The sequence below is a fragment of the Elizabethkingia bruuniana genome, from assembly GCF_002024805.1.
In the GTDB taxonomy this organism is placed as follows: Bacteria; Bacteroidota; Bacteroidia; order Flavobacteriales; family Weeksellaceae; genus Elizabethkingia; species Elizabethkingia bruuniana.
Window position 1 is genome coordinate 1216363 of record NZ_CP014337.1, and the last position, 23548, is coordinate 1239910.

Below are 23548 nucleotides of genomic sequence, written 5' to 3' on the forward strand. Positions count from 1 at the left end.
ATAGTAACAATGTTATTTTATAAATTTGTAAAAAAGACTTTCAATGCGAGTATTACTTTTGGAGGATGATTTAGTTTTATCATCAGAGATTTCGACTTTCTTAGCGTCTAATGATATTTTGTGTGAGACATCATCTGATGGAGAAGAATTTCTGACGAAAACTACTGGGGCAGCTTATGATATCTATCTTCTGGATATTAATGTACCTAAGATAAACGGATTGGAAGCTACACAAATTGTAAGAGATACAGACCCCAATACTCCGATTATTATTATTTCTGCTTACGATGATATTGCAGATAAAAAAGAAGCATTTTTACGTAAAGCAGATGATTATCTTGTAAAACCATTTTTACTTGAAGAACTTCTGCTAAGAATAAATTCTTTACTCAGAAGAAGAGAAGCACCTAAAAAAGAGGAAGAAAAAATTGTAATTGATGATCTTGAAATTCTTCCTGCAGATGGCAAAGTATACAGAGACGGAACAGAAATAAACCTTACGGTAAGAGAATTCCAGCTTTTGATGCTTTTGGCTAATGCCAACGGAAGAACCCTTTCCAAGCAACATATCTCTGATCAGGTATGGCAGAATCATTTCCAGACCACCAATAATACTATTGAGGTTTATATTAACTTTCTCCGAAAAAAAATAGATAAAGATTTTAAGCATAAACTAATCCATACCCGTCCAGGCTTCGGATATTATCTTGCCAGTCTGAAATGACTTTAAAACGTAAAATAGCATTTAACTTTAGTATAGCATATTCTCTGATTTTTGCAGTAGTAATGGCTATTATTTACTATACCAGTTATGACTTCAGGAAAGAAAAATTTCTGGAAAGGATGCATAATAAGCTGGAATTTACAATACAGCTTATTTTAAAAAATGAAAATGTTGACGTTAGGGGTGCTAATTTTGAAGTTGATGAAATTGAAGATGAACTATTCCATGATGAAACATTAATTTTCAATAGTAATAAGAAACTTATATACAGTACTGTTAAAGATGAGAATATCACATGGGATGAAGGCTTGCTGTATGAGCTTGATCAGACAAGTGAAGTCCATGTTCAAGATAAGGATCAGGAGTTACTTGGAGCTCATGTAAAAATTAGAGACAAAGTCTACTATATTCTGGTAACTGCACGTGATCGTACGGGGCAGCTTAAATTAGACTTTTTAAAATATGTATTGATCATAACGTACCTTATTACTACTGTTTTTGTCTGGATATTTAGCTATAATTTTGTTAAAAAGCTGCTGACTCCTTTAGATAAATTTACCAGGCAGATTACGGAAATTACGGCTCATAAACTGACTACTAAATTAGAAGAAAATAAGTCTGAAGACGAGATTAGCGTTCTTGCAAGAGCTTTTAATACGATGATGATTCGTATTAATGATGTTTTTCAGGCGCAGAAGGAGTTTACAGCAAGTGCATCACACGAAATCCGTACTCCATTAACCAGGATTACATTTCAATTAGAAAATCTGAGCCATAAAAGTGATATCCAACCGGATACCAGAACCACATTACAAAATGTTACAAAAGATATTCATCAGCTATCTGATTTAACAAGCTCACTAATGTTACTTACAAAATTTGACAGAGAAAATATTCAGCAAATTTTTAAAGAAGAGCGCATTGATGAGATTATTTTTGATGCTTATGAAGTCGTTTTAAAGACTTATCCTCAGCTATATCTAGATTTTAAGATTAATGAAAATGAGGAACTGACATTGGCAGTCAGAGGAATAAGATCATTACTTGAGATTGTCTTTATCAACCTGTTCAAAAATGCTGTTTTGTATAGTGATAATGCAGAAGTCTCTGTTTCTATATATGAGAAAGATAATGAACTCAGCGTTATTATGGAAAATAACGGACCTGTTATTTCTGATGAAGACCGCAACAAATTGTTTGAAGCTTTTATAAGAGGCAAAAATTCACAGAATATCAATGGTTCCGGTCTGGGACTAAAAATTGTTCAACGTATCTTAGAATATCACCAGGCAAATATTTATTATTCTGCGGATTCAAATAAGAATATTTTTACTTTAATATTTCCTACACATTCGATAAATAAGTAATTTTAAGCATATTTTAAGGTGAAATTAAGATTGTTTTAAAATTGTAATGACACTTTTGTAATGTTTAAAAAGTATAGCATGAAAAAATGTATTCCGTTTTTTCTAATGACATCCGTTTTTGTATACAGTCAGCAGCGGATGACATTGGAAGAATGCGAAGAGTCCTTTCAGAAGAATAACCTGCAACTACTTGCCGCTCAATATAATATTAGCGAAGCAGAAGCAGATATTATTCAGGCAAAAATATGGGATCTCCCTAATTTGTCTATCGAACTTAACGCAATAGATCCTGAAAATAAAAAGATTTTCCATATCGGCAGCACCGGAGCTAAGGAAGTGGGAATAGAACAGCTTTTTGTATTAGGAAGAAAAAGAAAAAATGAAGTCGCTTTTGCCAGATCGAATAAAGAAATTGCAGAAATGCAGTTTCAGGGACTGCTTGTAGACCTTCGTTCCCAGCTTCGAAGTACCTTTTATAATATTCTTTTTGAACAGAAAAAAGAAGAAAGCCTGGATGTTCAGTTGAAGTATTTTACAGATTTGTTGAATGCTTATAAAGTCCAGACGCAAAAAGGAAATGTATCTCTAAAAGATATGGTAAGGCTTCAGGCATTGGTTATCAATGTACAGAATGATAAAATAGAGGTTAGTAATAATATTATTCAGCAAAAGCAAACACTGAAATTATTAACAGGTAGCGATACAGAAGTTCTCCCGGAACTTTCTGATGATAATATGACCCAGCAACTGGAGAAACAGCCGCTGATAAGCATTTCCGAATTGCAGCAAAAAGCATTGGAAAATAACGCCGATTATCTGACAGCTAAAAAAATTACACAGAGTAGCGAACTCAATTTAAAATGGCAGAAATCACTTAGTGTACCGGACCTTACTATAGGTACCCGTTGGACACAAAGAGGTGCCGCATTCGACAATCAGCTGGCACTTAGTTTTGGTATTCCGATTCCGCTTTGGAATAAAAATAAAGGAAATCAGATGAAAGCAGAATACCAAATTCAGGAAAACAAAAAAACTGAAGAAAGGCTGAAACAGGAACTTATATCACAAGTAGATACTGCATATCAGACATGGAAGAATCAATATCAGCAATATTTTTCCCTGAAACCTCAGGACCTGCAAGATATGGAAACTGTATATAACGGTATTCTGAAGAATTTCAGAAAAGGAAATATCAGTCTTATCGAGTTCACCGATTTTATGGAAAGTTACAAGCAAAGCATTTTGCAGATCTATGAAATTCAGAAACATATTATAACATCCGCTGAAGAAATTAATCGTTTAACACAATCCAAAATCTTTTACTAGTATATGAAGCAGATAATTACAGGCTTATTGGCAATCTCAATACTCGCTGCATGCAGCAAGGAAGAGCCTCAGAAAAAAGAGAGTATTGTAAAAGGCTTTGAAATAAGCAAGGAGATGATGCAGTCTACAACCCTTGCTGAAGCCCAAAAAGAACAGATTAAAGAACAAATGAGCTTCTTTGGTAAAATCTCCGCCGACAGAAACAGTTATATTGATATTTATCCTTTGGTAGGAGGTAATGTACTGACGGTAAATGCTGAATTGGGAGATTATGTACATAAAGGCCAGGTACTGGCTACAATACGAAGTACAGAAGTGGCAGGTTTTCAGAAAGACCTTAGTGATGCTAAAACAGATTTGGCAGAGGCAAAAAATAAACTGAGAGTGGCTCAGGAACTTTATGAAGGAAAATTGAATACCAAAAATGAAGTTCTGACAGCCAAAAGCGAACTTACAAAGGCACAGGATCAGTTAAAGCGGGCAGAAGCTGTTAGTACAATCTATAACGTAAAGAATGGTAATATTTATTCTGTAGTATCTCCAATCAATGGTTATATCGTACAAAAGAACATCAATAAAGATATGCAGCTTAGAAGTGACCGTTCGGACAATATTTTCGACGTGGCTAATACAAAAGATGTTTGGGCATTAGTTAACATCAATGAAACTGATATTGACCGAATAGATCTTGGTATGAAGGCAGAGATCACGACGCTAAGTTATCCTGATAAAGTCTTCCATGGTAGAATTGATAAGATATTTAAAATTATAGATCCGCAAACCAATGCTATGCAGGCAAGAGTGGTTTTGGACAATTCGGAAGGACTTCTGGTACCAGATAGTAAAGCAACTATTAAAGTAAATAATACGCTGAATGAAACTGCGGTAGCAATACCTACTTCTGCAGTAATCTTTGACGATAACAGATACTTTGTTGTATTATTTGCCTCCCAGAGTAATATAAAAGTTCGTGAAATAAAAATACTGAGACAGACAGGAGACACTACTTATGTGGCCGAAGGAGTAAATGAAGGAGATAAAGTTGTAACCAATAATCAGTTACTTATTTACAGATCATTAAAAGAGTAAATAAGAAATATTAAATCTGAATTGAATGAATAAGTTCATTAAAAATATAATAGCATTCTCTATCAAGAACAAGGTTTTCACCTTTGTCTGGGTAGGGATTTTAGCTATCGCAGGTATTGTAAGTTTCAGGAATATGCCAATTGAGGCCTTTCCTGATGTTACCAATACACAGATAACGATCATCACACAATGGAACGGCAGAAGTGCCGAAGAAGTTGAACGTTTTGTAACAACACCTATAGAGCTTGCAATGAGCCCGGTGCAGAAGAAAACCAGTGTACGGAGCACCACGATGTTTGGATTGTCCATTGTCAAAATTATTTTTGATGACGGAGTAGATGACACCTTCGCCAGAAATCAGGTCAACAATCAGTTGAGGACATTAAGTTTTCCGGATGATGTTGCTCCCGAAGTACAACCACCTTATGGGCCAACAGGGGAAATCTTCCGTTATACACTGGAAAGCCCAAAGCGGGATTCGAGAGAACTGCTTACTTTACAAACCTGGGTTGTGGACCGTGCATTACGCGGCGTTCCGGGGGTAGCAGATATTAATGTATTCGGGGGACAGGATAAAGTTTATGAATTGAGTATTGATCCTGTAAAATTAGAAAAATACAGTCTTACTCCTTTACAGGTTTATGATGCGGTAACCAAAAGTAATCTGAATGTAGGAGGTGATGTTATAGAAAAAAGCGGCCAATCTTATGTAGTACGGGGAATTGGTCTCGTAAAAACAATAGAAGATATCGGCAATATTACGATTGAAACTAATAACGGAAATCCTGTATTGGTAAAGAACATTGCTGAAGTAAAAGAAAGCTCTATGCCACGTGTAGGCCAGGCCGGACTAAACGGAAAAGATGATGTAGTTGCCGGTACTGTTGTAATGAGAAAAGGGGAGAATCCACGTGAAGTTCTGGTTGCACTTAAAGCAAAAATTGCTGAACTGAATAGTAAAACACTACCTAAAGATGTAAAGTTGGTCACCTTTTATGATCGTGATAATCTGATGGATTTCACTACCCGTACAGTAATGCACAACCTGATTGAAGGGATCATACTGGTAACGGTAATGGTATTGATTTTTATGGCCGACTGGCGTACAACTGTTATCGTATCTATTATTATTCCGCTATCATTACTATTTGCATTCCTATGTCTTAAAATAGCCGGGATGAGCGCAAACCTTCTTTCATTGGGAGCTGTAGACTTTGGTATTATTATCGATGGGGCCGTCGTCATGGTGGAAGGTGTTTTTGTAATGCTGGACCATAAAGCCAAGAGGTACGGAATGGAGCGTTTTAATAAACTGGCAAAAGGAGGCTGGATTAAGCAAACCGGAACAGGTCTGGGGAAAGCCATCTTCTTCTCAAAGCTTATTATTATCACTTCACTAATACCAATTTTCTCTTTCCAGAAAGTAGAAGGAAAAATGTTCTCTCCATTGGCTTATACCCTTGGATTTGCATTAATGGGAGCTTTGCTGTTTACATTGACTCTGGTTCCGGTTCTTATGCATATTTTACTAAATAAGAATGTACGTGAAAAACACAATCCATTTGTATCTTTCTGGGATAGGATTGTAGAAAAAGGTTTTACGTTTGCTTTCAGGAATAAAAAAATAAGCCTTATTGCAGCAATTTCTTTAATGGCTATTACCATTTTCTCCGGAAAATTCCTTGGAACGGAATTCTTACCAACTCTTAACGAAGGCTCATTATGGGTAACAGCAGAATTACCAATGAGTACATCACTGAAAGAGTCGATGAAGAAAACCAACGAGCTAAAAAAAGTTATTGCCTCATTCCCCGAAGTTACAGGAGTTCTTTCTCAAACAGGACGAAGTAATGATGGTACAGATCCTAATGGTTTTGGTTTTGTACAGTTTGCAGTTGCATTACAGCCTCGTGAAGAATGGAAGCGTAAGATTACCTATGATGAGCTTATCAATGAAATGAATATTAAGCTAAAGAAATTCCAGGGAATTACCTATAATTATTCACAACCTATTTCAGACAACGTTGCTGAAGCGGTAGCAGGTTTTAAAGCCGAAAACGGAATCAAGATCTATGGTGATAATCTGGAAACTTTGGATCGCCTTGCTAAAGAGGTTTATAAAGAGGTTCGTAAAGTGAAAGGTGTAAGGGAACCGGGAATTATCAAAAATATAGGACAACCGGAAGTAAGTGTTGTATTGGACAGACATAAGATGGCTGAGTATGGTGTAATGCCGGCTGATGCACAATCTGTTTTAGAAATGGCTTTTGGAGGTAAAACAGCTTCGCAAATCTATGAGGGAGAACGTAAATTTGATATAAGACTTCGTTATGCTCCGGAATACCGTAAGTCGGAAGAAGACATTGCCAAGCTAATGGTACCTTGTCAGGATGGTACGCTTATTCCTATGAAAGCGATTAGTGATATTACTAAAGACAACGGGGCTGCCTTTATTTATCGGGATAATATCAAACGTTATATTGGGATCAAATTTTCGATCAGAGATCGTGATTTGGGAAGCACAATAGCCGATGCACAGAAAAAAGTTGCTTCTATAAAACTTCCAGATGGTTATTCTATTGGCTGGACTGGGCAATTTGAAAACCAGCAGCGTGCATCTAAACGTTTAGGCCAAGTAGTACCGATTAGTATTATAATGATTTTCTTCCTGTTATTTATCCTTTTTGGAAATATGAAAGATTCATTACTTGTATTGGCTAATGTACCATTTGCACTTATTGGTGGTATTATTGCACTTCATGTAACAGGTATGAACTTCGGAATATCTGCAGGGGTTGGGATGATTGCTCTTTTCGGGATTTGTATTCAGAATGGTGTAATTCTGATTTCTGAATTCCATAGTAACGTGAAAAAAGGTTTCCATATAGATAAAGCTATTTTGGAAGGAGTGAAAGTAAGAACCCGTCCGGTTGTTATGACAGCCTTAATGGCTTCTATAGGATTAATGCCTGCAGCGATGTCTACGGGGATTGGTTCAGAATCTCAAAAACCACTGGCAATTGTAATTATCGGCGGTTTGGTTTCTGCCACTATTCTTACACTGCTTATTTTCCCTATAATCTTCTGGATTTTCAACAGAACTAAAAAAAGAGAACCTAATTAGTCTCTTTAAATAATAAATAAAAGCCCTGTCAGTAATTACTGACAGGGCTTTTTATATAATATAGCTAGTATAAATATACTTTGAACTATAAGCTTTCTTTTTCTTTTATAGTAACATCATAGAGATCCGATCTTCTGTCTTTAAGTATTTGGACAGCTCCGTTGTGGTGAAGCTCTTTTAGCAGATTAAGATCTACATCTACGATTAACGTCATTTCAGTATTCGGAGTGGCTTCTCCTTTTACAGCATTGGAAGGGAAGGCAAAATCTGAAGGTGTGAATACTGCAGCTTGTCCGAATTGTATATCCATATTGCTTACACCAGGAAGGTTTCCTACACAACCTGCGATGGCAACATAACATTCATTCTCTATTGCTCTGGCTGCAGCACAGGCTCTTACACGAGTATAAGCATTTTGAGTATCGGTAAGATAAGGTACAAATAATAGCTTCATTCCCTGATCCGCAAGGATTCTGGAAAGTTCCGGAAATTCAACATCATAACATATCATAATACCTATTTTACCACAATCAGTATCAAAAGCTTTTACTTCATTTCCGCCCAACATTCCGTAGTACTTTCGCTCATTTGGCGTGATGTGTATTTTTCTGTATTCATCACGCTTACCATCACGATGGAGAAGATAGCTGGCGTTGTAGAGATTACCATTTTCAAGTATTGGCATACTACCCGATATAATATTGACGTTATAGCTTACTGCAAGCTCTGCAATTTTGTCTACAATTTCTGCTGTCAATTTAGAAAGCTCTTCCATAGACTCTCTTTCATTCAAATGGTTAAATGCTGCGAGGAGAGGAGTATTGAATAGTTCGGGGAAAACACAGAAATCGGATTCGTAATTACTAATGACATCCACAAAAAACTCGACCTGCTGATAAAAAGCTTCGATATCCCGGAACTGACGCATTTGCCATTGCACCAAGCCAATACGGATAACACTATCCTGCATTGTGTTTTTCTTCTGAGTATAATAGATGTTGTTCCATTGTAAAAGAACAGCATACTCTTCGGATTCAGTATCTCCTTTCAGGTAACCTTTTAATATCTTAATAGGAGAGAAGTTGTTGGAAAGCTGAAAAGATAAAACCGGATCGTATATTTCTTTCTTACGAACTTTATTAATGTATTGGCGTGGTGTCAGCTCATTACTATATGTGTGGTAGTTAGGTATTCTTCCACCGATAATAATAGACTTTAGATTTTTAATTTCACACAGTTCTTTTCTGGCATCATACAACCTTCGTCCTAAACGAAGAGATCTGAATTCAGGATGGACAAAAACTTCTATACCATACAATACACTTCCGTTGTTAGTATGGGTGTTGAATGTTCCACTACCTGTAATTTCATCGTAAGTATGCTGATCTCCGAATAATTCATACTGTACTATTATAGAGAGAGCAGCTGCCGCCAGTTTACCGTCTACAGTAATGCACAATTGTCCCTCGGGGAATATGGAGGTTAATTTCTGAATATTTCTTTTAGCCCAGGTATTATCCTCTATATCGGGATAAGCTTCCTGCATGGACTCTACAAGCTCATCATAATCGTCTAAGCTTAATTTTCGGATGTCTACTTGCATAATGCTGTATTTTTTGAATCTAACTATCCGAAAAACCTTTGTATGCTTTATACTAAAGCTTCGGACAGTGTACTAACGAAGTTAACCAATTTACCTTTATTACACTCATAAATAAAATCTTTCAGGCTCTTGCTTTCATAACTGAAACTGCCAACAATGGTAAGTTTCATTTTATAATTGGAAAACTTTTGTAAAATTTCTCCGGCCATTTTATTTTTCAGGTCGAAAAAATCAGGAGTAATGTTCTGTTCACTAATAATGATTTTATCGAATCCCAGGTAATAAAGATCTGCTAACAGGTCCAATCCATCCTGTATCTGTTGGATTAGTACCTTGTCGGAATTCAGTTCTGCAACTTTTATTCCATTAACCGTATGTTCTATTATTGTATACATCTCAATTTATTTAGTAACCGGCTCTGCGTAAATTTTATAATTAACATTTGACGAAAATGCTGTGTACTCTATTAATGATATTTTAGAAGTAGGGGTTATCCATATTGCTAATGGTTTCTCTCCATTTAGCTTTGCCGAAAAATTATTGCTGTAAATTTGTTCTAAAGATCCGTTTGATTCAATAGTATATGTAGGTTTTGAATATAGTTTGGTAATATAGTTCTTTAAAATGTCTTTATTTTGCTTTGTATAAAACGGATTATCTGAACTATTCGGAATATCCCAGTGATTGTACAGTATGATGGACGGAGTATTATCCGTTTTTTGTTTACGTATAGAAAAGGAACGGGGTTTAGTTATATTGGGATATCCTGTATTTATAGCTTCCGGATTAAAGTCTTTCCAGTTTGTATTCAGGAAATTTTTGCTGTTCTTTATATCTACTTTTACAGAATCTTTTAAAACAACTTTATTACCTTTATAGCCATACAGATATGTAGTACTGGTTTCCGGAAGGTAATAATAATTGGACCATGTTTGCGTCAGTTTCAAAGAGTTCTCCTTCGCATTCAGAACAACAACTCCTTTATCTTCACCTTTTGTTTTTACAACTATCGAATCATAAGACATTCTAAGGTCGTATATAGAAACATCCTTATCTTTTGCAGTTGGTTCGAGATAGAAGTTAACAACGTCAAAAATATTAGCCTCCGACTGTTTTGTTTTTAAACTAAGTTTAGCAAAAGGAGGTTTAGATTCTTCTTTATTTTCAGATACTCCTTCCGTTCTGTCAGAACATGCACTAAGAGAAATTAAAAAAGAAAGAGGTAGTATATATTTCTTCATTTTAATGTGTATAAGGTTAGTTACAAATATACTGCATTCATCGTGGTTACAAACAATTTTTCTATTTAATTCCCCAGCTATAGACATTTTTATAAAATTGTTTAATCAGATTTATAAAGATCAGGTATATGCCTTTTAAAATAAATAAGGCTGCCTAAACAGGCAACCTTATGAAAATCTATATATTGTAGCAATATTTATTTTGCAGCTAATATTTTTCTGTTCGTAAGTCTAAGGAATCTTGAAACAAGGAATAAGGCAGATATGGTAAGCCCTAAGCCTAATGCAATCCACATTCCGAATGCTCCCATTTTAAGAGTATAACACAGAAAATATCCTAACGGAATTGTAATGATCCAGTAAGCAACGAAAGTAATAGCACTTGGTACTTTTACATCCTGAATACCTCTAAGACACCCTAAACATGTCACCTGAATACCATCTGAAAGCTGGAACAGAGCCGCAATAATAAGTAGCTTGGAAGCCAGCATCATTACATTGATATCATCGTTCTGTACAAAGAAATGTGGAAGTATATTTCTGCCTAAGATGAAGGCTAATCCACAAACGATCATAAACAAGAATGAAATTTTTATATTATTAATTCCTACATTTCGAAGACCTACAAAGTCTCTTTCTCCCAATTTCCTTCCGACCATTACTGTAGAAGCTACACTAAATCCAACACAAAGGTTGAAGGTAAAAGATGCCATCGATAATGCAATCTGGTGAGCAGCAATATCAGTAGAGCTTACCAGTCCGCAAACAAAAGCAGCACCCGCAAAAGCACTTACTTCAAAGAATAACTGTAAAGCAGTTGGGAAACCGATTTTCAGCATTGTATTGAATATACTTTTGGAGAATCCTGCAATTTTCAGATGGAAAGCTTTGATGTACTGAGAAGTTCTTGGATCTCTGTATAACACGATGTATAAGAATACCACCATGAATATTCTGGCAATAAGCGTCGCCAGAGCAGATCCTCTTACGCCCATAGCCGGTAAACCAAGTTTCCCTTCAATCAGAATATAGTTCAGTACAATATTCAGGATGTTGGCAATAATTGTTGCTTTGGTTACTCCTAAAGTAAAAGATAAACCTTCTGAAACCTCTCTAAAGGTCTGGAATACCATGAATGGAATCATACTGAACGCCATAATCGTTAAGAAATGTATGGTATCCGGAATGATTTCTGCCGGTTGGTCCATATGATAGAGCAGTGGCATACCAAACAGAATAACAAGCATCATAAGAAGTCCTACAGCCAGGTTAATGACAAAGCCATGACGAAATACACTATTGATTTTGTCGTGATCCAATCTGGAGTGCGCTTCAGATACCAGCGGAGGTATTGCATAGGAGAATCCCATCGCAAATACGAAGAACGAAAAGAAGGTGGCATTCCCTAAAGATACAGATGCCAAGGCCTGTGCGCCAAGGAGTTTACCTACGATCATATTGTCGAACAAGTTCACCGAAACTTGTCCGAGCTGTGTGATCATAACAGGTAACGCGAGCTTCAGAGAATCCCGCGTATATTTTTGATTTAAAAATCTCATAAATTATTTTTTTACAAATTTGGAGACGTCGTCTGCCGTAACGGGGCTTTGGCCTAAGATTATTAATCTTTCAACAACGTTCCTTAACTCACGGATATTTCCGGTCCAGCTAAAATTCTGTAATGCTTCAATAGACTCATCGCTGAAATTCTTTTTAGCAGTTCCTTGCTCGTCAGCAATGATCTTGGAAAAATGCTCCACCAAAAGAGGAATATCATCTTTACGGTCATCAAGCTTAGGAACACGAATTTCAATTACAGAAAGTCTGTGATAAAGGTCCTCACGGAATTTTCCTTTTTCTATTTCCTCCTGAAGATTTTTATTGGTAGCTGCAATTACACGTACATCTACTTTTATTTCTTTATCGCTTCCGACAGGGGAGATTTTGCTTTCCTGTAATGCACGAAGTACTTTAGCTTGTGCAACAAGGCTCATATCACCAATTTCGTCAAGAAATATAGTCCCGGTATTAGCCAGTTCGAATTTACCTTGCTTGTCTTTTATAGCTCCTGTAAAAGAACCCTTTACGTGTCCAAAAAGTTCAGACTCAATAAGTTCGGATGGAATAGCAGCACAGTTAACTTCAATCATAGGACCTTTTGCACGTTCAGAAAGATCGTGGACAGCATGTGCTACCAATTCTTTTCCGGCTCCATTTGGCCCGGTAATCAGAACACGCGCATCGGAAGGCGCTACTTTTTCAATCATTTCCTGAATGTGCTTCAAAGCTTCAGAGTCACCAATCATCTGATATTTCTTGGTGATTCTTCTTTTAAGCTGTTTGTTTTCAGTAAGCAAAACATTCTTCTGGTGTTGAAGTACTTTTCTGTCCAGAGCATTTCTTACACTGGTAATCAATCTGTTGATATCAATAGGCTTGGAGATAAAATCATAAGCACCATCTTTCAAACATTTTACAGCAGTATCGATGTCTGCGTGGCCTGATATCATAACAAATGTAGTATCTGGCTTTATTTCCAAAGCTTTTACTAATAGTTCATTACCCGCCATTTTCGGCATTTTAATGTCCGAAATAACTAAGGCAAAATCGTCCTTTTCGATTAATTTGAATCCCTCCAAACCATCTTCAGCAACTACGATATCATAACCTTTGCATTCATCTTCAAGAATGCTGGACAAAACGCCTGAAATAGCCTTTTCATCCTCAACAATAAGAATTTTTTGCATAGTAGCAAAGATACGGAATGCTTTTGAGTTGGGAAAGTAGGGTTGTTAAATAATTTTGTATCTGATTATTAGATTTTACCCTCCTAATTTTAGGTATTTTTAGTCTCATATGTTTTTGAGAAATTTGAATAACGACAATTTTTATGAAAATCATAAAATATAAAAGGAATAGTGCAGTACAAAGGATCATAATTTTTATCCTTTTCACTTTCTTGCAGACAAATATCTCCGGACAATATTATAAAAATACAGATAGTTTACTGCGGATTCTGAAAGTTGCTAAAAGTGACACCTCCAGAATTGTTGTTATGGGCAAACTATCTAAAGCATATTTTTCGCAAAATGATTCTGCCAGGGCTTTTACATATGCTTATAGAGCGCATGCATTAGCCCGCCAGAACTCTTTTATACTTTATAAAGCCTATGCAGACCAAACTATTAATTATTTGCATACGGGGCTTATGCATAAGGACAGTACATTTTTTTACAGCAATAAAGTACTTGCACAACTAAAGGGTAATAATTCTCCACAGGCCATAAAGCTTATTGTTCCGGCAACCAATAGTTTGGCAGTTATGTATTCTGCCAGTGGGGCTATAAGAAAGTCCACAGAACTTCTCATCTCTAATCTTCCCAGATTAGAAAAAATAAAAGATTATAAGCTACTAAGTACTACACAACATAATATTGCCCATAGTTTTCTCGATATGGGAGAATATGAAAAAGCATATTCTTATTTACAGAGAAGTTTCAATTTATTGGAAAAATATAACGGAGAACCTGGCTTAAAAGCACATTTTTATTTAACAGGAGCTACTGTGCTGTATAATATGGATAGCATTAGCAGAATGGGAGAGTATCTTGATAAAGCAAAAATAAATATAGATAAGATAGATACTCCAATGATTAGTTTTGGAAGATATTATGCCTACAGAGCTAAATATTATGCTAAAAAAAATCGAATTAAAGAGGCAGAAGCGATGTTGAATAAAGCCTTTGTAGAATATCATAAATTCAACACAAAGTATCATTATTATGACGTATACTGGGCAAAGGAGGAGATAGTAGTGGCAAAAGGAGATTATGTACAGGCTAGAGAAATTTCAAAAGATATTTATCAAAAAGCTATTGCGGATAAATATGATGAATCGGCTTTAGCTGCTTCTAAAAAGATATCAGAATATTCAAGGCGTCTGGGAGATTATAAAACAGCCTATCAGTATCTGAAAAAGTATACTGCATATGAAGACAGCATCAAACGTGAGAAGACTATAGTAGAAGTGCATGATTTGGAAACTAAATACAAAACTTCTGAAAAAGAAAAACAGATTGCAATGCTTCAGTCAGAAAGAAAACAAGCTCTTTTACAGAATAAGAATCAACAATTATTGAATTGGCTCTTAAGTGTAGGATCTGTTATATTTCTTCTCATTATTGTATTCTTAATTTATTTAGTCAAAAATAATAAAAAGCATAATGCACAGAAGCTGAAGGAAGTGGAAAACCAACAGCAGCTTAAAATGGCTCAGGCTATGCTGGAAGGTGAAGAACGTGAACGTGAACGAGTGGCTCGTGATCTGCATGATGGATTAGGGGGAGCTTTATCCGGAATTAAACTAAAGTTATCCGGACAGCAGAAAAAGGAAAGTATCCCCGTAATAGACCATGTTATCCTACAGTTGGAAGACTCTATAAACGAGCTTAGAAATATCTCGCGAAATCTGATGCCGGAAGCATTGCTAAGATCAGGACTTGAAGTGGCGTTACATGACCTATGTATTTCTATGACAAGAGAGGATATGTTGATAGAGTTTCAGTCGGCCGGGATTCATAAAGAAAATCCGCTTAGCAGCCAGGTTAACATTTATCGTATTATTCAGGAGCTCTTATCCAACGCTATCCAACATAGTGGAGCAGATAAGATTCTTTTACAATGCATCCAGGAAGAAAAACGCTTTTATATAACAATAGAGGATAATGGTTGCGGATTCGATTCCGGTAATATCCAGAATGCAAAAGGGCTGGGATGGAGCAATATCCAAAATCGCGTAAACTACATGAAAGGAAAGATGGATGTAGATTCTATTATTCATCAGGGAACCACAATTAACATAGAACTTAATATTTGATATGAAAAGTATTATAGCAGTTGTAGACGATCATCCTATTGTTACAGAAGGAGTAAGATCGCTTTTGGAGGAAAATAAAGCTGGTAAACATATTATAAGTTTTACAAAAGGCAAAGATCTGCTTGTTTATCTACAGCAAAATACTATAGATATTATATTACTGGACATAATATTACCCGATCTGGATGGCATGGATCTTTGTAAAGCAATAAAAGAAATCGCTCCACAGACAATTATTGTAGGATTCAGTAATCAGGCAGAAAGAAGTATTATTTTACAACTCTTACAAAACGGAGCTTCGGGTTATTTGTTGAAAAGTGCTTCTGCTGATGAGTTGCTTAATGGAATAAAGCAGGTGCTGCAAGGTGAAATTGTACTGTGTAGTGAAGCAAAAAAAGTTATGGCAGCGGCGCAATTTCCGGAACATAAAAGAAAGGTATTGCCTTCTATCACCCGTCGGGAGAAACAACTTCTTCAGTTGTTGGCAGAAGGAAAGACTACTGTAACTATAGCTGATGAATTGTTTCTTAGTCGTTTTACAGTAGATACCTATCGTAAAAATCTCTTGCAAAAATTTGAAGTGAAAAATACCACAGAACTTTTAATGCTGCTGGTTCAGGAAAAGCTCATTTAATTTTTCAGCAACCTCCTAATGATAGGAGGTATAAAAAGCCGATAAATAGGTATTGTATCCCCACTTACGGGGATATAATTTTGTTATGACCAATCGTAAGAACCCAGAAACTAAATAACAAAATTATCGAGATGAAAAAGACACTTTTTTTGAGTATTGCTCTTACTCTAATGGGCATCTCTCTAACACAGGCACAAAGTCTGTTTGATAAAATAGACAATATAGCCAATCAGGTGAACCGGGCTGCGAATACTACTGAAGGTGCTGCCAAAACCGGAGGAGGAATTCTCTCCTTATTTGGTAAAAAAGGGAAAGCTAAAACAACAGGCAATCAAACTAATATTCTGATTACAGGCGGAAATCTTGCTTATGTAAAAAAACTAAATACGCTTATACAAAGTATAGATGGCGTTACTGAAAGCCAAATGAAATTTAATGCTGAACAATCTGCTATAACGTTATTGTATAGTGGATCTACAGAAGATCTGCTGTCTAAAATTCAAGAAAAAAGCAAGGATATAGTGAAAGATGAATATGTAACAGGAATAGAGCAGGGCACATTGAATATTAAACTAAAATAAAAATTTAAAATTTACAATTATGAAAAAAAATGGAATGAAGAAATTAATGCTTGGGGCAGCATTAGTATTAAGTACTGGTATATTTTTTATCGGCTGTAAAAGCAGTAATGATTCAGATAATAATCCTTCCGGTAGTATAGATCCTGTTGTAGGAACTTTTAAAGGAACTATTGAAGATGGTGAAAATGCTGATATAAAATATTATAACGCTGTTGTTATAGTTAGCAAGGTAGATGATTCCCGTGTAAAGGTAACACCAAAATCAGGTGAAGCTTATTCCGGTTATACCGCAAAAACCATAAAAGTTGCTAACCCTGTAGGGGCAAGTGTTGTAGGTGTAGACGAGCAAGGGAGTGTATCATATCTTATTGATACAAAATCTCTTAATGTAGGTACTGAGAAAAACTCAGCACAGGATAAAATTTACATTTTTAATGGTTCGAAGCAATAAAATTAGGATCATGTCATAGATTGGATTACACAGCAAAACAAACGATTGATCAGATTTTTGTATGATGAAAAAAATTGGTCATCAGGAGACTTTTGAAAAGTTTCTAAAAAGATCCCCGGCTTAGTACCGGGGATTTTTATCGACAATATCATTAATGACTTTTGCAATCCGTTCTGCTTTGGTTTGCTCTGATTTTGCAGAATATATCCATTCCGTGATTGTTTTCTTTTCACCATCAGTATAAGCCTTAAATATATTGAATACATAAGGCTCTTCCAAAAGGCAGAGCTCTAGTTCCTCAGGTATTTCATAAGGATTACGATCCTCATATAGTATGATATGAACATAATCTCCTTCCTGTTTTTTTATTTTTTTTCTGATTTCAGCTTTTATTGGTAAAAATAAACGACCGTTTCCCATAGGCTGCAGATTATAATTTTTAATCTCATAACCGTCAATTGTTCCGCATACTTTTACCCATCCAAATGGTGTATTTTGGCCTGGTGGTATTTCAGGGAGCCTTACAAAAGTCCATCCGCCTTTTCCGCTGAATTTTTCCAGAAGATATATTTTATCTGTTAAAAGAATCATACTATGTATATATCTGCAAAAATAATGTGGTGGAAAGACAACAGTATGTCAGGAATTACCGGATTAACTGTGATCCTGCAAAAATATATTCTGATGCACCCACAGAGCTTCGTCCTCCGGAGTTACTTTGTCTGTTGTACTGTCAGTTCTGCTAAAAGTTGCAGCAGGATAATCGTATGGTAGACTTTCGTTGTAATAAGGTCCCACCACACCAAGCATCCACCCATTTTCGGCAGCCCAGTGAGGTTCGTTTATTCTGTATCTGAAAACTTCATAATGGAAAGCATCATCATCTTCGTCTGAATTGATGCTTACCCGTTGCAGGTATTCCAATTCGTCGGGAAAAGCATTAAGTTCGGTAGGATAGACCAGCCAATTAACCAGATTAGATTCGGCTGCTTTCTCAATGGTGTAAAATTCCTTTGGAAACAGATCTGTTTTATTGTATTCATCCAAAAGCTGGTAAGTAAGCTCACGGGTAGAAGGTTTAACTGCAAAAGGGTAGACGTCCTGTTCGGTAATCGTTTTATCACTATCCAAAAGATTCTGAAGCTCCTGTATAGGCTTGTAGGTTCCCCAGGACTTCATCCATTGATAAAACTCTGCTTTATAACTATTATCGTTTAATCGGGAAATCAGATTTCTGATGTACTTGCTGTTAATCTCATAATCAGAAATTGTAAATGTTAGAAATACTTCTTTTCCGGTAATCTGAGTGAAGAAGTTTTCCTGTTTTAATTTTTCCAGGACTTCAACACAGGTTTCATAAAGTTTGTCTTGAAAATCCAAAAACCAGTCGTCATTATCGCCATGTTTGTCCAGCTCTTCTCTTAGTAAGGTACTGATTTCGTTAAATTCCTGATCTGCACCCTGCATTTCATATTTCCATTCTGCTGGTTCAAATTTATAATAAGTGATATCGTTTGTAGGAGTTTTTTCCAGATGCTTTAGGGAATTGGCAGAAGGACAAACAGTCATAGCGCCTTCATCACTGTATAGCGCAAAAGCATAAAGACCTTCCGATCCTGCTTTATCATAAATTTCTAAAAATGCTTTTTTAGTAGCAATTTCTATTTTGTGTTTTAGTGTTTCAAAATTCATATTGACTTTTTGGAGGTAACTAAAATACGAAAAATTCAATGTGATAAATGCAGGCAGAGAATTAATAAATAAAAGCCTCACCAAAGTTTCAAAAACACTGATAAGGCTATATACCAATACCAAAGTATTGGTGCAACATAAATTGAACTTCAGATTACTTTTCCGAATGGAGGCCAATTCTGTTTCCTTCAGAATCCAGTATAAATGCAATAAGTCCGGCTTTAATATTTATGACTGGTGATAAAAGCTCCCCGCCTGCAGCCTGAACCTTATCTAAAACAGATTGAAGATCGGGACTTGCATTGATGTATACGATTGTTCCACTACGGGACGGAGAATTATTTTCAGACTCCGTGAGTACACCAGTTACTCTGCCGGATGTAGCCTGTATTACTTCCGGATTGTAAGGAAAGAAAGTAAGTGTTTCATTGGTTTCTGCAATAAATTGAGTGGTCATCTCAATATTCAGAATTGTTTCATAGAAATTTTTAGCACGCTGAGTATTGTTTACAGGGATTTCGAACCATGTAATAATATTCGTTTCTGAACTGATCTTTTGTAATTTTTGCATAATGTCTTTTTTATGAAGACAAATGTCAAAAATACCGAGGAGTATTATCTGTGACAATCGTCACAAAATTAACCGGAAATTCTCCGTTTGCGAATCCTGCTAAGGGTTTCCCTTGCAACTCCCAGAAAAGATGCCAGTTGTGAGAGTGATATTCTCCGCGTCATTTCAGGATACTTTTGTTCTATATATTCCAGACGTTCCTGTGCAGAATACAGCTTGAATAAAGTGGCAAATTTTTCCTGTTTTGTAGCGATTAAACGGACACAGTGCCTGCCAAGATTTTCAATCTCCCTGCATTCCTGTGCTGCCTGAAACAGTTTTGCTTTATCAAAAATAATAACTGTTAGCGGTTCACATGCAATAATGTTGTAGGCGGATACTTGTCCATTACCAAAGCTGTCTACATTTGTGGCGATTTCGTTTTCAAAGAAAAACTCCGTGTTCTTATCTGTTCCGTTAACATCATAAAAGCTTCTGCAATAGCCCTTTTCAATATAAAAAAGAGAATTGCAAACCTGTCCTTCCTGTAGCAATAGCTCGTTTTTTTTATATGTTTTTACAGTAAGCGCAGGCTGCAGCATTTTCCAGCTTTCGTCTGAAAACTCAGTAAGGGAGCGGATGAATTGTAAAAGAAGATTCATCTCTGGTAAATAGTTTAAATACTGTAATCTCTTGCTCCGAAAATAGAAGAACCTATTCTTACAGAAGTGGAACCGCATTCAATAGCCAGCTGATAGTCGCCGCTCATCCCCATAGACAGTGTTTCCAGTTTTTTCTGTACAGAAAGCTGATCAAAAAGCCTTTTCAAAAATAAAAACTCTCTTTTAGTTTGCTCTGTATCATCAGTAAAAGTACCAATACCCATAAGACCGGTAATTTCTATATTTTCAAAATGTCCTTGAAGATACTTCAGAAAAAGCTCTTTTGTTTCCGAAACCTCCATTCCGGTTTTGGAATCTTCTTCAGCTATTTTTACCTGAAGCAAAACTTTAATTTTACGGTTGTGTTTCGCAGCCTGTTTATTAATTTCTTCCAGTAATTTTTCAGAATCTACACTTTCAATTGTATCTACAAATTCAGCAACATATTTTACCTTGTTACTTTGCAAATGTCCTATCAGATGCCATTGGATATCATTTGGCAGTACAGGCTGTTTGGCAACCATTTCCTGAACTTTATTTTCCCCAAAAACCCGTTGACCAAGATTGTAAACTTCCTGAATAGCTTCGGCAGGATGGGTTTTGGATACTGCAACCAGTTTTACATTTGCAGGCAAGGATTGTATGATTTCTTCGTAGTTTTTCTGTATAGACATCTTTAATATTTATAATGAAAGTTCTTCTCTTTTTTTCTTTGGTAAACCTTTTACGACCTGGTCATAGGAATGCTGAATGAGTTCTTTTAAAAATTTTTCAGGAAGTTTTCCTTCAAAATTTACAGTATTCCAGTGATTTTTATTCATGTGATAACCGGGCTGTATATCGTCATACTCTTCCCGCAGATCGATAATCCGTTCCGGATCGCACTTTAGATTAACAGTGAATGCAGGACTGTCTAACCCACACAATGCAAACATCTTATCTGCTACCTTAAAGACTAATGTATCCGGACCGAAAGGAAAATCCTCGGTAACGGCTGTCATTTGCAGGCAGTATTCTCTAAAAGTTTCTATATCCATAGGAAAGAGATTTGATAATCAAAATTACCGAAATATAAAGGTATAAAGCAAATTGAATCTAAATACTCTTAAATTTTTAATGGTAAAAATTAAACCATTAAGAGATTTAGTTTCTTAAGAAGAAATATAAAAGCTTTCTGGGTTTTTGAGTAAACAGGTTTGTTAGAAAATAGACCTGTTTAAATCCATAGAGCCACAAATGCATAGCAATGAGGAGGCTTTGCTAAATGTTAGTGGCTCTGCGAACCTTTAGAATATAACATGTTAATGCTTTTTCCTCTGCGTTCAATAAAAAATATTTTGCTTATCTTTTGTAGATAGCTTCCCGGAATAATTTCATGCCCTCCGTAGCTGAAGTTTTAAAGAAATTTTTCTCGTTTGTAACGTTCTGGCTGAGGTGTGGATCAATTACAAAAATTTCACAGCCCGCCGGAACATAATGGAGCAGTGATGCTGCAGGATATACTTGTAAACTTGTACCGATTACCAGCAGGATATCTGCAGTAGAAGCTATAGTAGCTGCATTTTCCATTTCCGGAACCATTTCGCCAAACCAAACAATGTGTGGACGAAGCTGAATTCCGTTTTCATCCAGATCACCCAGATTCAGATCACCTTCCCATGGAATAATGCTTTCCTCATCATTTACAGGTCTTGCTTTTTTTAATTCTCCATGTAAATGTATAATGTTTTCGGAGCCAGCCCTCTCATGCAGATCATCTACATTCTGAGTAATAATATGTACATCAAAATCTTTCTGAAGCTCGGCCAGAATATTGTGTGCTTCATTTGGTTGAACCTCACTGAGCTGACGCCGGCGTAGATTGTAAAACTCCAATACAAGTTCCGGATTTCTGGCAAAACCTTCAGGACTTGCTACATCTTCTATTTTATGATTTTCCCAGAGCCCGTTTGAGTCTCTGAATGTTTTGATACCGCTTTCAGCACTGATGCCGGCACCGGAGAGAACAACTATTTTTTTCATAGGAAATTTTTAGGTCTGTGAGATTTAGTTATAATTATTTATTTTTTTTAATTGTAATGTCATCCAGTAATACCGCTGAATTACCCGTGTTTTTTACAGAAATACGTATTGTTTTCATATTGTAGGCCTGGTCTTTTCCTGTCATGAAATCAATTTGTTGTTTAGAGTAATTACTATTTCCTGTAAATTCTGATTTTTTAATTGAAGACAATGCCCCTGAAACAGGTGTTACATCATCAATATCAACATTTATATTACCTTTATTTTTAACGAATAATTCCAGCTGGTAAGAAGTACTGTGATTTAAATAAACATACTGTTCAATGCTTTGTTCTGGACCCAGGAGAACAGCTGTACTATTTTTAATACCTTTTTGTGGTGCTAAAGTTCCATTTCCTTCCCAAGGTATCAGACTTCCGCTGTCCTCAAAGCCGGGATCAGGAAGCTCATTTCCTTTTTCCAATGGCCAGTTATAAGCACGAATATAGTCAACATCCATATTTACCTGTCCTTTGGCACCGTAGCTTCCCAGAAATACATTCATAAAATGATTGGGAGAGTAGATCTGATGCTTGTCGGTATAAGCTTTAATCAATTTTCCGTTAATATAGTGCTTGATACTGGTAGGTGTCCACAAAATACCATGTGTTACCCATTTATTGATATGATCAATTCCCTCGGCGATATGAGTTGCAAGATTGCGCTGAAAAACACCTTTTTGGTCTACATGGCCATGAAGTACAAACTGAGCATTAAGATATTCGAATACATCGATCTCAAAAAGTTGTCCTTTAGGTCTTATTCCTTCAGTACCGTTCAGATTTGTGCCCTGTTCCAGATAATAACGTAAGTCAGGGCCTGGCGAATCGAACCAGAATGCAGTATTAGTGCCTTCTGGATTCCCGCTGCTGTTTCGTCTTACCTTCACTTCAAAATAACCACCGCGACTATTGTCTAAAAGATTTTCGTTGCTTTTCCAATCGTAGGTTTGTATTGAAGATATCTTTTGTCCTCCTTTTGGATTATAAGATCGTTTGGGAAGAGTATCGCTGACATATAGATTGATAAATTTACCATTAAGGGTGTATGCAGGTTGTGGCAGCTGGCCGGCTAACATTTCTTTTTTAGATTCTTCTGAAGTATAATTGAGAGAAGAGAAGTAATTGGTGGTCCATTTATTTTTATTCAGAAGTTTATCATTGAATTCATCCTGCCAGAAAATTTTCATGCCTTGGGGAACGGCTTCGGAGCTTGGATTGGTATTTAATTCTCTTAATTCCGAAGTATCTAAAGTCCATTTTTTAGTAGTTCTTACGGTTTGCTTTTGTAATCCCTGTGGTGTTTCTGCCCATACATAATACAAGGTTTCTGGTTTTACATTCTGTATGTAGAAAGCTTCACTGTTATTGATTGTTGCATTGGGTGAGGCTGGTTTTGTATTTTCTGTAGACCAATACAGTTTGGAGCTGGTATCTTTTTGAACAGGTAAATTTACTCGTATCCAGCTTCTTGTTCCCAGTAGCTGCAATGTATTTCCCGATTTTGCAGACTGAGCAAATATGCTTCCGGTTGGGAAGCATAATAATAGTAAGATCGTTTTTTTCAT

The 23548-nt window shown here is 36.1% G+C and carries 22 protein-coding genes; 9 read left to right on the forward strand and 13 right to left on the reverse strand.

All coding sequences use genetic code 11. The annotated features are described in order from the left end of the window. The first annotated feature begins 43 nt into the window (after window positions 1-43). The 5 genes from AYC65_RS05725 to AYC65_RS05745 all read left to right on the forward strand — a co-directional run bounded on the left by AYC65_RS05725 (window position 44) and on the right by AYC65_RS05745 (window position 7630). Window positions 44-724, forward strand: coding sequence for a response regulator transcription factor (locus AYC65_RS05725; protein ID WP_034867600.1), 681 nt, complete (start codon window positions 44-46; stop codon window positions 722-724). Further along, window positions 721-2091, forward strand: a complete 1371-nt coding sequence (locus AYC65_RS05730; protein ID WP_034867603.1) for a sensor histidine kinase — start codon at window positions 721-723, stop codon at window positions 2089-2091. Before AYC65_RS05725 ends, AYC65_RS05730 begins: the two co-directional genes overlap by 4 nt. Before the next feature lie 78 nt (window positions 2092-2169). Next, the gene (locus tag AYC65_RS05735) at window positions 2170-3417 is read left to right on the forward strand and encodes a TolC family protein (protein WP_078674566.1); all 1248 of its coding nucleotides are present in this window, start codon (window positions 2170-2172) and stop codon (window positions 3415-3417) included. Window positions 3418-3420: 3 nt separating this feature from the next. Then, a complete protein-coding gene (locus tag AYC65_RS05740) occupies window positions 3421-4506 on the forward strand; it encodes an efflux RND transporter periplasmic adaptor subunit (RefSeq protein ID WP_059333777.1) in 1086 nt (361 codons plus the stop codon). A 25-nt stretch (window positions 4507-4531) separates the two neighbouring features. Next, a complete protein-coding gene (locus AYC65_RS05745) occupies window positions 4532-7630 on the forward strand; it encodes an efflux RND transporter permease subunit (RefSeq protein ID WP_034867605.1) in 3099 nt (1032 codons plus the stop codon). An 85-nt stretch (window positions 7631-7715) separates the two neighbouring features. On the opposite strand, the gene AYC65_RS05750 is transcribed toward AYC65_RS05745, so the two are convergent. The 5 genes from AYC65_RS05750 to AYC65_RS05770 form a co-directional block, all read right to left on the reverse strand. Next, complete coding sequence (locus AYC65_RS05750; protein WP_034867607.1) at window positions 7716-9233, reverse strand: carbon-nitrogen hydrolase family protein; 1518 nt, start codon at window positions 9231-9233, stop codon at window positions 7716-7718. 47 nt (window positions 9234-9280) lie between these two features. Continuing rightward, a complete protein-coding gene (locus tag AYC65_RS05755) occupies window positions 9281-9628 on the reverse strand; it encodes a DUF4180 domain-containing protein (protein ID WP_034867609.1) in 348 nt (115 codons plus the stop codon). Between the two features lie 6 nt (window positions 9629-9634). Next, window positions 9635-10474, reverse strand: a complete 840-nt coding sequence (locus AYC65_RS05760; RefSeq protein ID WP_234300249.1) for a hypothetical protein — start codon at window positions 10472-10474, stop codon at window positions 9635-9637. A 197-nt stretch (window positions 10475-10671) separates the two neighbouring features. Then, window positions 10672-12033, reverse strand: a complete 1362-nt coding sequence (locus AYC65_RS05765) for an MATE family efflux transporter (RefSeq protein WP_034867611.1) — start codon at window positions 12031-12033, stop codon at window positions 10672-10674. Between the two features lie 3 nt (window positions 12034-12036). After that, window positions 12037-13221, reverse strand: coding sequence for a sigma-54-dependent transcriptional regulator (locus tag AYC65_RS05770; RefSeq protein ID WP_034867613.1), 1185 nt, complete (start codon window positions 13219-13221; stop codon window positions 12037-12039). 143 nt (window positions 13222-13364) lie between these two features. Between AYC65_RS05770 and AYC65_RS05775 the strand changes: the two genes are divergently transcribed. From AYC65_RS05775 to AYC65_RS05790, 4 genes are all read left to right on the forward strand, one after another. Further along, on the forward strand, window positions 13365-15350 hold the full coding sequence (locus tag AYC65_RS05775) for an ATP-binding protein (protein WP_034867615.1): 1986 nt from the start codon (window positions 13365-13367) through the stop codon (window positions 15348-15350). Window position 15351: 1 nt separating this feature from the next. Next, window positions 15352-15984, forward strand: coding sequence for a response regulator (locus AYC65_RS05780; protein ID WP_034867616.1), 633 nt, complete (start codon window positions 15352-15354; stop codon window positions 15982-15984). A 131-nt stretch (window positions 15985-16115) separates the two neighbouring features. Further along, window positions 16116-16565, forward strand: a complete 450-nt coding sequence (locus AYC65_RS05785) for a hypothetical protein (RefSeq protein WP_034867619.1) — start codon at window positions 16116-16118, stop codon at window positions 16563-16565. 19 nt (window positions 16566-16584) lie between these two features. Then, the gene (locus AYC65_RS05790) at window positions 16585-17016 is read left to right on the forward strand and encodes a hypothetical protein (RefSeq protein WP_034867621.1); all 432 of its coding nucleotides are present in this window, start codon (window positions 16585-16587) and stop codon (window positions 17014-17016) included. A gap of 120 nt (window positions 17017-17136) precedes the next feature. Here the strand turns inward: AYC65_RS05790 and AYC65_RS05795 are convergent, their stop codons facing one another. The 8 genes from AYC65_RS05795 to AYC65_RS05830 form a co-directional block, all read right to left on the reverse strand. Beyond that, complete coding sequence (locus AYC65_RS05795; RefSeq protein WP_034867624.1) at window positions 17137-17607, reverse strand: YdeI/OmpD-associated family protein; 471 nt, start codon at window positions 17605-17607, stop codon at window positions 17137-17139. A 63-nt stretch (window positions 17608-17670) separates the two neighbouring features. Then, window positions 17671-18708: a DUF4303 domain-containing protein gene (locus tag AYC65_RS05800; protein ID WP_034867626.1), complete on the reverse strand. Its 1038-nt coding sequence runs from the start codon at window positions 18706-18708 to the stop codon at window positions 17671-17673. 154 nt (window positions 18709-18862) lie between these two features. Continuing rightward, entirely contained in the window at window positions 18863-19279 is a 417-nt protein-coding gene (locus AYC65_RS05805) for a VOC family protein (RefSeq protein ID WP_034867628.1), read from the reverse strand. A gap of 68 nt (window positions 19280-19347) precedes the next feature. Further along, complete coding sequence (locus tag AYC65_RS05810) at window positions 19348-19920, reverse strand: Crp/Fnr family transcriptional regulator (RefSeq protein WP_034867630.1); 573 nt, start codon at window positions 19918-19920, stop codon at window positions 19348-19350. A 14-nt stretch (window positions 19921-19934) separates the two neighbouring features. Further along, window positions 19935-20594, reverse strand: coding sequence for a YggS family pyridoxal phosphate-dependent enzyme (locus AYC65_RS05815; protein WP_034867632.1), 660 nt, complete (start codon window positions 20592-20594; stop codon window positions 19935-19937). A 9-nt stretch (window positions 20595-20603) separates the two neighbouring features. Next, window positions 20604-20957 carry an MmcQ/YjbR family DNA-binding protein gene (locus tag AYC65_RS05820; protein WP_024567642.1) on the reverse strand — a complete coding sequence of 118 codons (354 nt, stop codon included), beginning with the start codon at window positions 20955-20957 and terminating at the stop codon, window positions 20604-20606. Window positions 20958-21261: 304 nt separating this feature from the next. After that, window positions 21262-21942 carry an SIR2 family NAD-dependent protein deacylase gene (locus tag AYC65_RS05825; protein WP_034867634.1) on the reverse strand — a complete coding sequence of 227 codons (681 nt, stop codon included), beginning with the start codon at window positions 21940-21942 and terminating at the stop codon, window positions 21262-21264. 34 nt (window positions 21943-21976) lie between these two features. Further along, entirely contained in the window at window positions 21977-23548 is a 1572-nt protein-coding gene (locus AYC65_RS05830; protein ID WP_034867635.1) for a glycoside hydrolase family 16 protein, read from the reverse strand.

Excerpts from the sequence above, each read along its gene's own strand:
- AYC65_RS05755 (WP_034867609.1), bottom strand. The coding sequence starts at position 9,628 with ATGTATACAATAATAGAACATACGGTTAATGGAATAAAAGTTGCAGAA.
- AYC65_RS05820 (WP_024567642.1), bottom strand. The coding sequence starts at position 20,957 with ATGGATATAGAAACTTTTAGAGAATACTGCCTGCAAATGACAGCCGTT.
- AYC65_RS05770 (WP_034867613.1), bottom strand. The coding sequence starts at position 13,221 with ATGCAAAAAATTCTTATTGTTGAGGATGAAAAGGCTATTTCAGGCGTT.
- AYC65_RS05750 (WP_034867607.1), bottom strand. The coding sequence starts at position 9,233 with ATGCAAGTAGACATCCGAAAATTAAGCTTAGACGATTATGATGAGCTT.
- AYC65_RS05740 (WP_059333777.1), top strand. The coding sequence starts at position 3,421 with ATGAAGCAGATAATTACAGGCTTATTGGCAATCTCAATACTCGCTGCA.
- AYC65_RS05800 (WP_034867626.1), bottom strand. The coding sequence starts at position 18,708 with ATGAATTTTGAAACACTAAAACACAAAATAGAAATTGCTACTAAAAAA.
- AYC65_RS05805 (WP_034867628.1), bottom strand. The coding sequence starts at position 19,279 with ATGCAAAAATTACAAAAGATCAGTTCAGAAACGAATATTATTACATGG.
- AYC65_RS05785 (WP_034867619.1), top strand. The coding sequence starts at position 16,116 with ATGAAAAAGACACTTTTTTTGAGTATTGCTCTTACTCTAATGGGCATC.
- AYC65_RS05825 (WP_034867634.1), bottom strand. The coding sequence starts at position 21,942 with ATGAAAAAAATAGTTGTTCTCTCCGGTGCCGGCATCAGTGCTGAAAGC.
- AYC65_RS05795 (WP_034867624.1), bottom strand. The coding sequence starts at position 17,607 with ATGATTCTTTTAACAGATAAAATATATCTTCTGGAAAAATTCAGCGGA.
- AYC65_RS05745 (WP_034867605.1), top strand. The coding sequence starts at position 4,532 with ATGAATAAGTTCATTAAAAATATAATAGCATTCTCTATCAAGAACAAG.
- AYC65_RS05780 (WP_034867616.1), top strand. The coding sequence starts at position 15,352 with ATGAAAAGTATTATAGCAGTTGTAGACGATCATCCTATTGTTACAGAA.
- AYC65_RS05765 (WP_034867611.1), bottom strand. The coding sequence starts at position 12,033 with ATGAGATTTTTAAATCAAAAATATACGCGGGATTCTCTGAAGCTCGCG.
- AYC65_RS05810 (WP_034867630.1), bottom strand. The coding sequence starts at position 19,920 with ATGAATCTTCTTTTACAATTCATCCGCTCCCTTACTGAGTTTTCAGAC.
- AYC65_RS05725 (WP_034867600.1), top strand. The coding sequence starts at position 44 with ATGCGAGTATTACTTTTGGAGGATGATTTAGTTTTATCATCAGAGATT.
- AYC65_RS05830 (WP_034867635.1), bottom strand. The coding sequence starts at position 23,548 with ATGAAAAAAACGATCTTACTATTATTATGCTTCCCAACCGGAAGCATA.
- AYC65_RS05815 (WP_034867632.1), bottom strand. The coding sequence starts at position 20,594 with ATGTCTATACAGAAAAACTACGAAGAAATCATACAATCCTTGCCTGCA.
- AYC65_RS05730 (WP_034867603.1), top strand. The coding sequence starts at position 721 with ATGACTTTAAAACGTAAAATAGCATTTAACTTTAGTATAGCATATTCT.
- AYC65_RS05790 (WP_034867621.1), top strand. The coding sequence starts at position 16,585 with ATGAAAAAAAATGGAATGAAGAAATTAATGCTTGGGGCAGCATTAGTA.
- AYC65_RS05775 (WP_034867615.1), top strand. The coding sequence starts at position 13,365 with ATGAAAATCATAAAATATAAAAGGAATAGTGCAGTACAAAGGATCATA.
- AYC65_RS05735 (WP_078674566.1), top strand. The coding sequence starts at position 2,170 with ATGAAAAAATGTATTCCGTTTTTTCTAATGACATCCGTTTTTGTATAC.
- AYC65_RS05760 (WP_234300249.1), bottom strand. The coding sequence starts at position 10,474 with ATGAAGAAATATATACTACCTCTTTCTTTTTTAATTTCTCTTAGTGCA.